This is a genomic window from Cobetia sp. (genome assembly GCF_983723665.1).
On sequence record NZ_CFDJES010000111.1, the window covers coordinates 1 to 9,577 of the forward strand.

10 protein-coding genes are annotated in these 9,577 nt (G+C 63.7%); 8 read left to right on the forward strand and 2 right to left on the reverse strand.

From position 1 onward, the window contains the following. Window positions 1-178: 178 nt before the first annotated feature. The 7 genes from aroQ (at window position 179) to purH (ending at window position 6,799) form a co-directional block, all read left to right on the forward strand. The gene (aroQ, locus tag AC4FAH_RS11065) at window positions 179-619 is read left to right on the forward strand and encodes a type II 3-dehydroquinate dehydratase (protein WP_043331983.1); all 441 of its coding nucleotides are present in this window, start codon (window positions 179-181) and stop codon (window positions 617-619) included. 173 nt (window positions 620-792) lie between these two features. Then, window positions 793-1,266, forward strand: coding sequence for an acetyl-CoA carboxylase biotin carboxyl carrier protein (accB, locus tag AC4FAH_RS11070; RefSeq protein WP_043331985.1), 474 nt, complete (start codon window positions 793-795; stop codon window positions 1,264-1,266). Between the two features lie 19 nt (window positions 1,267-1,285). Further along, a complete protein-coding gene (accC, locus tag AC4FAH_RS11075; protein WP_043331987.1) occupies window positions 1,286-2,626 on the forward strand; it encodes an acetyl-CoA carboxylase biotin carboxylase subunit in 1,341 nt (446 codons plus the stop codon). Window positions 2,627-2,750: 124 nt separating this feature from the next. Next, window positions 2,751-3,665, forward strand: a complete 915-nt coding sequence (prmA, locus tag AC4FAH_RS11080) for a 50S ribosomal protein L11 methyltransferase (RefSeq protein ID WP_286989089.1) — start codon at window positions 2,751-2,753, stop codon at window positions 3,663-3,665. Between the two features lie 166 nt (window positions 3,666-3,831). Continuing rightward, complete coding sequence (dusB, locus tag AC4FAH_RS11085) at window positions 3,832-4,866, forward strand: tRNA dihydrouridine synthase DusB (protein ID WP_215823965.1); 1,035 nt, start codon at window positions 3,832-3,834, stop codon at window positions 4,864-4,866. After that, window positions 4,863-5,159 carry a DNA-binding transcriptional regulator Fis gene (gene fis / locus AC4FAH_RS11090; protein ID WP_442872638.1) on the forward strand — a complete coding sequence of 99 codons (297 nt, stop codon included), beginning with the start codon at window positions 4,863-4,865 and terminating at the stop codon, window positions 5,157-5,159. Before dusB ends, fis begins: the two co-directional genes overlap by 4 nt. Window positions 5,160-5,221: 62 nt before the next feature. Beyond that, window positions 5,222-6,799, forward strand: coding sequence for a bifunctional phosphoribosylaminoimidazolecarboxamide formyltransferase/IMP cyclohydrolase (gene purH, locus AC4FAH_RS11095; protein ID WP_107335370.1), 1,578 nt, complete (start codon window positions 5,222-5,224; stop codon window positions 6,797-6,799). 109 nt (window positions 6,800-6,908) lie between these two features. Here the strand turns inward: purH and AC4FAH_RS11100 are convergent, their stop codons facing one another. Both AC4FAH_RS11100 and AC4FAH_RS11105 read right to left on the reverse strand, forming a co-directional pair. Beyond that, window positions 6,909-8,036 (reverse strand): amidohydrolase family protein, encoded by a 1,128-nt coding sequence (locus tag AC4FAH_RS11100; RefSeq protein WP_286989088.1) that lies wholly within the window; start codon window positions 8,034-8,036, stop codon window positions 6,909-6,911. A gap of 61 nt (window positions 8,037-8,097) precedes the next feature. Beyond that, window positions 8,098-8,337 carry a DUF2061 domain-containing protein gene (locus AC4FAH_RS11105; RefSeq protein WP_153635225.1) on the reverse strand — a complete coding sequence of 80 codons (240 nt, stop codon included), beginning with the start codon at window positions 8,335-8,337 and terminating at the stop codon, window positions 8,098-8,100. 350 nt (window positions 8,338-8,687) lie between these two features. On the opposite strand from AC4FAH_RS11105, the gene glsB reads away from it, so the two are divergent. Beyond that, window positions 8,688-9,577: glutaminase B (gene glsB / locus AC4FAH_RS11110; protein WP_490246032.1), on the forward strand; the 890-nt coding region annotated here is incomplete at its 3' end.

The following is a 9,577-nucleotide window of genomic DNA, read 5'->3' on the forward strand; positions in this document are numbered from 1 at the left end:
TCGGTTCAGTGCCAAACTGGACAGCGTTCGAGAATTTCGGCAGAATCCGCGTCACTACGGCAACAGCCTACGCTCAATAGGTAAACGTCGTGGATAGTGACGGTATCTTTGCATTTTCTTCATGGGTTAACAGCTCAATGAGCCTGGTGCTCGAGCACGGCTGACACAAGGGACTTTCATGGCGCGCATCCTGGTACTCAACGGCCCCAATCTCAATCTTCTGGGGACCCGTGAACCCGAGGTGTATGGCACCACCACGCTGGAGGATATCCACCAGCGTCTGGTCCAGCGCGCCAGCGCGGCCGGCCATCAGCTGGACTGGCTGCAGTCCAATGCCGAGCATGTGCTGATCGAGCGTATCCACCTTGCCCGTGAAGATGGCACCGCCATCATCCTGATCAATCCGGCGGCCTTTACCCATACCAGCGTTGCGCTGCGCGATGCGCTACTCGGCGTCGCACTCCCGTTCATCGAGCTGCACCTTTCCAATACCCATGCCCGCGAGCCGTTCCGCCACCATTCGTATCTTTCCGATGTGGCACGCGGCGTGATCATGGGCTTTGGCGCTCGAAGCTATGACATGGCGCTTGACGCCGCCCTGGACGATCTCGCGCAGTAAGGGCACGTCCAGAGCGGTGTTCACGCACCGCCATCAGGCCTCATCACTGCCTGATACCAGGATTCACCGGCCATCGCCATGGTCGGGACAGCCGTCGGGGCTGTCGCCCGCAGCCGCCGCTATCACGGCTGCACACCCCCATTTCCAGCCACATTTACATCGGGATTAATTTCATGGATATCCGCAAGGTCAAGAAGCTGATCGAGCTGCTCGAAGAGTCCAACATCAGCGAAATCGAGATCCAGGAAGGCGAAGAGTCCGTTCGCATCAGCCGCCATCCGCAGGGCTTCGCCCAGCAGCCGATGATGCAGGCCCCGATGATGATGCAGCAGCAGCCGATGCAGCAGGCCGCTCCGGCAGCCGCTGGCGCCGCTGAAGCACCGGCCGCTCCGGCAGCACCGGCTGCGCCGCAGGGTCACACCATCAATTCCCCGATGGTCGGCTCCTTCTACCGTTCTCCGGCGCCGGGCTCCAAGGCCTTCATCGAAGTCGGCCAGAGCGTCAAGAAAGGTGATACCGTCTGCATCGTCGAAGCCATGAAGATGATGAACCAGATCGAAGCCGACAAGGATGGCGTCGTTGAAGCCATTCTGATCGAAGACGGCGAGCCGGTTGAATTCGACCAGCCCATGATCGTCATTTCCTGATCCCAACGGACACGTCACCATGCTCGACAAGGTACTGATTGCCAACCGCGGCGAGATCGCCCTTCGCATCCTTCGCGCCTGCAAGGAACTGGGCATCAAGACGGTAGCGGTGCACTCCAAGGCCGACCGCGACCTGATGCACGTCCGCCTGGCGGATGAAGCTGTGTGCATCGGCCCGGCCTCCTCTGCCAAATCCTATCTCCACATCCCGGCGCTGATCGCAGCCGCCGAGGTGACGGACGCCGACGCCATCCACCCGGGCTACGGCTTCCTGTCAGAAAATGCCAACTTCGCCGAACAGGTCGAACGTTCCGGCTTCGCCTTCATCGGCCCGCGCGCTGACACCATCCGCATGATGGGTGACAAGGTCGCGGCCATCGAGGCGATGAAGCTGGCCGGCGTTCCGACCGTGCCGGGTTCCGACGGCCCGGTGCCGGAAGACGAAGACGAGATGTACGCCATCGCCGAGCGCATCGGCTATCCGGTGATCATCAAGGCCGCCGCTGGCGGTGGTGGTCGCGGCATGCGCGTGGTGCACTCCAAGGCCAGCCTGCTGTCCTCGGTGAGCATCACCCAGGGTGAAGCGGCCGCGGCCTTCGGCGACGGCACGGTGTACATGGAGAAATTCCTCCAGAACCCGCGTCACGTCGAAGTCCAGGTACTGGCCGATGGCCAGGGCAACGCCATTCATCTGTATGACCGCGACTGCTCCCTGCAGCGTCGTCACCAGAAGGTGCTGGAAGAAGCACCGGCGCCGCAGCTGGACGAAGAAGCGCGTGCCAAGGTACTCAAGTCGTGCACCGATGCCTGCATCGAGATCGGCTACCGTGGCGCCGGCACCTTCGAGTTCCTGTACGAGAACGGCGGCTTCTACTTCATCGAGATGAACACTCGTGTTCAGGTCGAGCACCCGGTGACAGAAATGGTCACTGGCATCGATATCGTCAAGGAACAGCTGCGCATCGCCTCCGGCCTGCCGCTGTCCGTGAAACAGGAAGATATCGAGCTGCGCGGTCACGCCTTCGAGTGCCGTATCAATGCCGAGGATTCGCGCACCTTCATGCCGTCTCCGGGCAAGGTCGAGCTCTATCACGCGCCGGGCGGTCTGGGCGTGCGCATGGACTCGCACCTGTACTCCGGCTACACCGTTCCGCCGCACTACGACTCCCTGATCGGCAAGCTGATCACCTGGGGCGAGAGCCGCGAGATCGCACTGACGCGCATGCGCAATGCCCTCGACGAGCTGCTGGTGGAAGGTATCAAGACCAACACTGACCTGCAGAAGGATCTGGTGCGTGATGCCGGCTTCCAGGAAGGTGGCGTCAACATCCATTATCTGGAGAAGAAGCTGGGCCTGTAAGACGCCCCGCTTGAGATCGGTGACGCGTGTTGCCGATAGACGCACGACAGAAGGGTGGCCTCGGCTGCCCTTCTGTCGTCTGTGCCCTCCTCCCCTTTCTTATCGCCCATCGACAGGAGTCACCATGTCCTGGCTGCAACTCAAGGCGCGTATCGCCCCCGACCACGCCGAGATTCTCGAGCATCTGCTGATGGAAGAAGGCGCCTGCGCCATCACGCTGCAGGATGCTGAAGACCAACCGCTGTTCGAACCGGACCTCGGCAGCACGCCGCTGTGGAGCGAGACTGTCCTCACTGGCCTGTGGGATGGTACCGAAGGCATCGAGGCCATGCGCGAGCGGGTCAAGGCCGGCTGGGCGGCGCTGATTCCCGATGAGCCCTGCCCGGAGATCGAGGTCGAGATCCTCGAGGACCGTGACTGGGCCCGTGAATGGATGGACGGTTTCGAGCCGCTCAAGATGGGCCAGCGCCTGTGGATCGTGCCCAGCTGGCACGATGCGCCGGAGCAGGACGCCGTCAACCTGATGCTCGATCCGGGCCTGGCCTTCGGCACCGGCACCCACCCGACCACCGCCCTGTGCCTGGAATGGCTCGATGGGCTGGCCGTCGATGGCAAGCTCGCCCAGCACAGCGTGCTCGACTTCGGTTGCGGCTCCGGCATTCTCGCCATCGCCGCGCTCAAGCTCGGCGCGGTGGATGCGCTGGGCACCGATATCGACCCGCAGGCGCTGCAGGCCTCGCGTGAGAACGCCCAGCGCAATGATGTCAGCGACCAGCTGACCCTGTGCTACCCGGACCGCCTGCCGGACGCGGGCTATCAGATCGTGGTCGCCAACATCCTGGCCGGCCCGCTGGTCGAACTGGCTCCGCAGATCGCGGGCAGCGTCGCCCCAGGTGGCCTGTTGGCGCTCTCCGGCATTCTCGCGCCCCAGGCGGGAGAGGTGCTCGACGCCTATCGTGAAGCCGGCCTGATCATGGAAGAGCCCAGCGAGCGCGATGGCTGGGTACGCCTCAATGGTCAGCGTCCACTGATGGGCTGAGCCACGCCATGAGCGCCGCAGCCGCGCAGGGAGAACGCATCCGCGATGCATTGTGGATGAAATAGCCCTTCAAACCCTGCGGCGCTCTAGGTATCATGACGCCCCCGCGAATCCCTGACACGACAGCGACTCGCGCGCCTGACACCACTCGCATGACACGAGACCCATGACCGATACCCCGCTTCCCGCCGACCTGCCCCGCATCGGCGTACATCAGCTTCCCAATCGCGTGATTCTGGCCCCGATGGCCGGTGTTACCGATCGCCCGTTCCGACAGCAATGTCGTGAGCTGGGCGCCGGGCTGGTGGTATCGGAGATGGTGACCAGTGACAAGCGGCTGTGGAATACCGTCAAGTCACGCACGCGCATGAACCATGCCGGCGAACCTGGCCCGCGTGCCGTGCAGATCGCCGGCGGTGATGCAGCCATGCTGGCCGAGGCCGCGGCGCTCAACGCCGAGATGGGTGCCGAGATCATCGACATCAACATGGGCTGCCCGGCCAAGAAGGTCTGCAACAAGGCCGCCGGCTCTGCCCTGATGCGCGACGAGAAGCTCGTCGGCGAGATTCTCGATGCCGTGGTACGCGCCGTGGACGTGCCGGTCACGCTCAAGATGCGCACCGGCTGGTGCGAAGAGACGCGCAACGCCATCGCCATCGCGCGCATGGCCGAAAACGCCGGCATCCAGGCGCTGTCCGTGCATGGTCGCACTCGCCAGCAGAAATATACCGGTGAGGCCGAATACGACACCATCGCCGCCGTGAAGGCCGCGGTGTCGATTCCGGTCTTCGCCAATGGCGATATCGACAGCGGCGAGAAGGCGCGACATGTGCTTGACTATACGGGCGCCGACGCCGTGATGATCGGCCGTGCGGCCCAGGGCAATCCCTGGATCTTCCGCGAGATCAATCACTACCTGGCCACCGGCCAGGTAGCCTGTGGCCCGAGCGATGCGGAGCGCGCCCTCGTGATGCGCACCCACCTCGAGGCCCTGTACGAATTCTACGGTGACTACATGGGAACGCGCATCGCGCGCAAGCATGTGGGCTGGTATCTGGCGACGCGGGAGGATGGCAGTGAGCTCAAGCGCCACTTCAATCCCCTCGAGGAGCCGGAACAACAGCGCCAGTTCCTGACCCGCCTGTTCGGCGAGCCGGAAGGCATCGCCCGCACCGAGACGCAAGGAAGTCACGCAGCATGACCAGCAGGCACCCTCTTTCACCCGACGACGCAAGCCAGGCCACCCTGATGACGCCCGTGCGGCACCATCAGACCCTGCGCGAGGCGGTCGAGCACTCCATGGCGCGCTACTTCGCCCACCTGGATGGCGAGCAGGTCACCGACCTGCATGCCATGGTGATGGCCGAGGTCGAGGCGCCGCTGCTGGAGGCGGTGATGGCCCACGCGCAGGGCAACCAGACCCGCGCCGCCGAGATGCTGGGCCTCAACCGAGGCACACTGCGCAAGAAGCTCAAGCAGTTTGATCTGATCTGACCCCGCCGGGGCACCTTTACAGGTGCCCCGGCGTCTTTTTGTTGATCCACGAGTGGAGCATCATGCAAGCCAAGCCCCAAGCCATCCGTCGCGCCCTCCTGAGTGTTTCCGACAAGACCGGAATCGTCGAATTCGCTCGTGCCCTGGACGCCCGCGGCGTCGCCCTGCTGTCCACTGGCGGTACCTTCCGCCTGCTCAAGGACAACGGCCTTGCCGTCACGGAAGTGTCCGAGCACACCGGTTTCCCGGAAATGATGGATGGCCGGGTCAAGACCCTGCACCCGAAGATCCACGGTGGCATTCTCGGCCGTCGCGGCCAGGATGATGCGGTGATGGCCGAGCACGGCATCGACCCCATCGACATGGTCATCGTCAATCTGTACCCGTTCGCCGCTACCGTGGCCAACCCGGATTGCTCGCTGGAAGACGCCATCGAGAACATCGATATCGGCGGCCCGACCATGGTGCGTTCCTGCGCCAAGAACCACGCCCACACCACCATCGTCGTCAACGCCTCGGATTATGACCGCGTGATCGCCGAGATGGATGCCAACGACAACGCCGTCAGCGATGGCGCGCGCTTCGATCTGGCCGTGGCCGCCTTCGAGCACACCGCCGCCTACGATGGCGCCATCGCCAACTGGCTGGGCCAGCGTGTCGAAGGCGGCAGCGAAGGCCTGCCGCGTCAGTACAACGTCAGCCTGAGCAAGAAGCAGGACATGCGTTACGGCGAGAACCCGCACCAGAAGGCGGCCTTCTACGTCGAGGACGGTGCCACCGAGGCCAGCGTCGCCACGGCCGTGCAGGTGCAGGGCAAGGCGTTGTCCTACAACAACGTCGCCGACACCGATGCCGCCTTCGAGTGCGTCAAGGCCTTCGACGAGACCGCCTGTGTCATCGTCAAGCACGCCAACCCGTGTGGCGTCGCCATCGGCGAGTCTGCCCTGGCCGCCTACGAGCGTGCCTTCCAGACCGACCCGACCAGCGCCTTCGGCGGCATCATCGCCTTCAACGTGCCGCTGGACGCCGAGACCGCGCAGGCGATCGTCTCGCGTCAGTTCGTCGAGGTGATCATCGCCCCGGGCATCAGCGAAGAAGCGGCTGCCATCGTCGCCACCAAGGCCAATGTGCGCCTGCTCGACGTCGCGGATGCCTGGGCTGCCGAGCGTACCGGCGGTCACGACTTCAAGCGTGTCACCGGCGGCCTGCTGGTCCAGGACCGCGACCAGGGCATGGTCGGCCGTGATGAGCTCAAGGTCGTCACCGAGCGTGCACCGAGCGAGCAGGAACTCAACGACCTGACCTTCGCCTGGAAAGTGGCCAAGTTCGTCAAGTCCAACGCCATCGTCTACATCAAGGATGGCCAGACCATCGGTGTGGGCGCCGGCCAGATGAGCCGTGTGTACTCCGCCAAGATCGCCGGCATCAAGGCCGCCGATGAAGGTCTGGAAGTGCCGGGTTCCGTGATGGCCTCCGATGCCTTCTTCCCGTTCCGCGACGGCATCGACGCCGCTGCGGCGGCCGGCATCACTGCCGTCATCCAGCCGGGTGGCTCCATGCGCGATCAGGAAGTCATCGATGCGGCCAACGAAGCCGGCATCGCCATGGTCTTCACCGGCATGCGTCACTTCCGTCACTGATCAGACCTCGCTGACCTGCACGGGCGCCTAAGCTGGCGCCCACGCAGAAAGCCCCCGCCAGCGACATGCTGGCGGGGGCTTTTTCATGCGCATCTGACAAGAAACGCGGTCATTTGACCGGCAGGTCGACCCAGCGCAGGAAGTTGTCGCGCGCGACATTGCGCGCCGCCTGTGGCGACAGCGCATCGAGGAAGGGCGTATAGCTGGCGAGGATATCGCCCACCGAGCCGAAGCGCCCGACCACGTCACTGCCGAGCACGAAGCGCTGTGGGAAGCGCTCGACCAGTGCCACCCAACGCGAGCGCGGCTGCCCTTCATCATCCAGCAGGTAGGGTTCCAGCACCGACCAGGACAGGTCGATATTCAGGTTGGGGTAGGTTTCCAGCATGCGTTCGATCTCGCCGTGCAGCCAGGTCATGCGCCCCAGACGACGATTGAGCTCGGCACTGGTCCCGGCGTGTGCCCAGATGAAGGTCGTCTCCGGATTGTCGCGCACCGCACTCTCGAATTCCTCGAGATACAGACCCTCATGCCCTTCCCGCTTGCTGGTGATGTTGGAATGCACCATCACCGGCAGCCCCTTCTCCGCCGCCAGCGCATAGACCTTCATCAAGGCCGGATGATTGGCGCGCGGCGTCTCGCCTTCGGTCAGGCGCGTCAGGTCGTCATGGCGCGTGAAGACCTCCCCGATGCCCTTCCAGAAGCCGGGATAGATCGCCATCAGCTGACGAATCTCGTCAGCAGCGTTCAGATCGGTGGGGTTGAAGCCGGTGATGAACGGCGAGAAACGCGCCTGTACCGGCTCGGGCGCGCGGGTCAGCGCCTCGGCCAGGATGTAATCGGTACCGGAATACCAGTAGACCGGCGCATCATCGCCCATGTAGTACCGTGGCTTCTTGGGTGCGTCCTGCTGCCATTTCTTGGCGACGCCAATGCCCGTGACCAGGGCGTGATCGACCTGTGCCTCGTCCATGGCATCCAGCAAGGCCCCCAGACCATCACCCTGCTGGAAGAAGTCCACGAAGTGCAGATGGGCGTCGCTGTAGTGATAATCGCGCGTCTCGTCGGCGGCCACGGCCTCGAGGCCAGCCAGACTGCCGGCAAGCCCCAGCAGCAATGCCAACGCCCCCTGGACGAGAGGACGTTGGCGGGCGCGGGCAGGATGAGAGGGCTGGGCAGGACAAGAGGGCTTGGCAAGAATAGAGAAACGGGCGGCGCGAGGGGCAAGCTTCAGCATGGGGAGCTCCGGGAAAAGGTCGCTCGATTCTGCGGCGCATCCCTGCCACGCGCAAGCAGCCTCAGCCCGCCAGTGCCGCCCCGCTCATGGCGTTTCGCGAATTCGCCTGCTGTTCAGCAGCCTGCTGGCGGCGCGCGGTGACACGGTTCCAGACCTTCTCGTGGAAGAAGAAGGCGACGGTGTTGACCGCCGGCTCGACGATGGCGACCAGGCCGCCGACCACGATATCGCCGGTCAGCAGGTAGGTGACACCGAAGGCGATGGAGAAGTGCATGCTGGCAAAGGTCAATGTCTTGATCATGTTGGCTGCCCTCCGGGCGGTCTACTCAGCGAGACGCTGAGCCTCAGCGCGTCGCATGTCATGGGGTCAGGCAACTGCGTGCTGCCTTGATGAACCAATAATAACGATTCTCAACTGCATGTAGAAATCACTTTGCACTACCTGGCTGATAAGCGTCAACTATCACGCGATTGAGCCGACCTGATGGCACGCCCTGCCAGCGGCATCGAGCGCGCCAGCTGCGGTCATATCCGCTAGAATGCCCTGCCGGCCCCTCGCGCCACTCTCGACCTGATGCCCGATGGCGCCGTTGTCACGAGAGCCCGGCCAGCTTCGCGCCCTTTTCCCTCCACCGCTGCTTCAAGGTTGCCATGACGCCGCCACTCGACCCCGATGCTCTCCAGACACTGCTCGAACGCCTGTCCGATGATGCCAGCCGCTGCTTCAACGAAGGCAAGGTCGCGGACTATATCCCGGCACTGGCGCAGGTCGACCCTGACCAGTTCGGCATCGCCGTCTGCCATGTGGATGGCCGTGTACAGTACGCCGGCAGCGCGCATACTCGCTTCTCGATCCAGTCGATCTCCAAGGTGCATGCGCTGGTACTGGCGATGCAGCGTCTTGAGAGCGACGAGATCTGGTCGCGTGTCGGCCGTGAGCCTTCCGGCCAGGCCTTCAATTCGATCATGCAGCTGGAGGTCGAGAACGGCATTCCGCGCAATCCCTTCATCAATGCCGGTGCTTTACTGATCACCGACCTGCTGGTGTCGCGTATCGTCTCGATCCAGAACACCCTGCGTGAGCAGCTCAGGCGTCTGTCCGGCAGCGACGATATCGGCTTCGATGAAAAGGTCGCGCGCTCGGAAATGGACCACAAGGCACGCAATGCCTCGCTCGCCTACCTGATGCAAGCCTACGGCAATGTGCATTCCGATGTGGATGACCTGCTGGATACCTACTTCCACAGCTGCTCGGTGTCGATGAACTGCGTGGAACTGGCGCGCAGCTTCGCCTTCCTCGCCAATCGTGGCGTCAATCCGCTGGATGGCAAGGAAGTGGTCTCGCCGCTGGAGACACGCCAGCTCAATGCCTTGTTGCTGACCTGCGGGCTTTACGATGCGGCAGGCGACTTCGCCTGGCGAGTGGGCCTGCCGGGCAAGAGTGGCGTCGGCGGTGGCATCATCGCCATCCTGCCGGGACAGATGAGCATCTGCGTCTGGTCACCACGCCTGGACGGCTACGGCAACTCGATTGCCGGGCG

Bases quoted from the DNA above. Each gene is read 5' to 3' on its own strand.
- dusB (WP_215823965.1), top strand. From the start codon at position 3,832: ATGACCGATACCCCGCTTCCCGCCGACCTGCCCCGCATCGGCGTACAT.
- fis (WP_442872638.1), top strand. From the start codon at position 4,863: ATGACCAGCAGGCACCCTCTTTCACCCGACGACGCAAGCCAGGCCACC.
- prmA (WP_286989089.1), top strand. From the start codon at position 2,751: ATGTCCTGGCTGCAACTCAAGGCGCGTATCGCCCCCGACCACGCCGAG.
- accC (WP_043331987.1), top strand. From the start codon at position 1,286: ATGCTCGACAAGGTACTGATTGCCAACCGCGGCGAGATCGCCCTTCGC.
- AC4FAH_RS11100 (WP_286989088.1), bottom strand. From the start codon at position 8,036: ATGCTGAAGCTTGCCCCTCGCGCCGCCCGTTTCTCTATTCTTGCCAAG.
- accB (WP_043331985.1), top strand. From the start codon at position 793: ATGGATATCCGCAAGGTCAAGAAGCTGATCGAGCTGCTCGAAGAGTCC.
- aroQ (WP_043331983.1), top strand. From the start codon at position 179: ATGGCGCGCATCCTGGTACTCAACGGCCCCAATCTCAATCTTCTGGGG.
- AC4FAH_RS11105 (WP_153635225.1), bottom strand. From the start codon at position 8,337: ATGATCAAGACATTGACCTTTGCCAGCATGCACTTCTCCATCGCCTTC.
- purH (WP_107335370.1), top strand. From the start codon at position 5,222: ATGCAAGCCAAGCCCCAAGCCATCCGTCGCGCCCTCCTGAGTGTTTCC.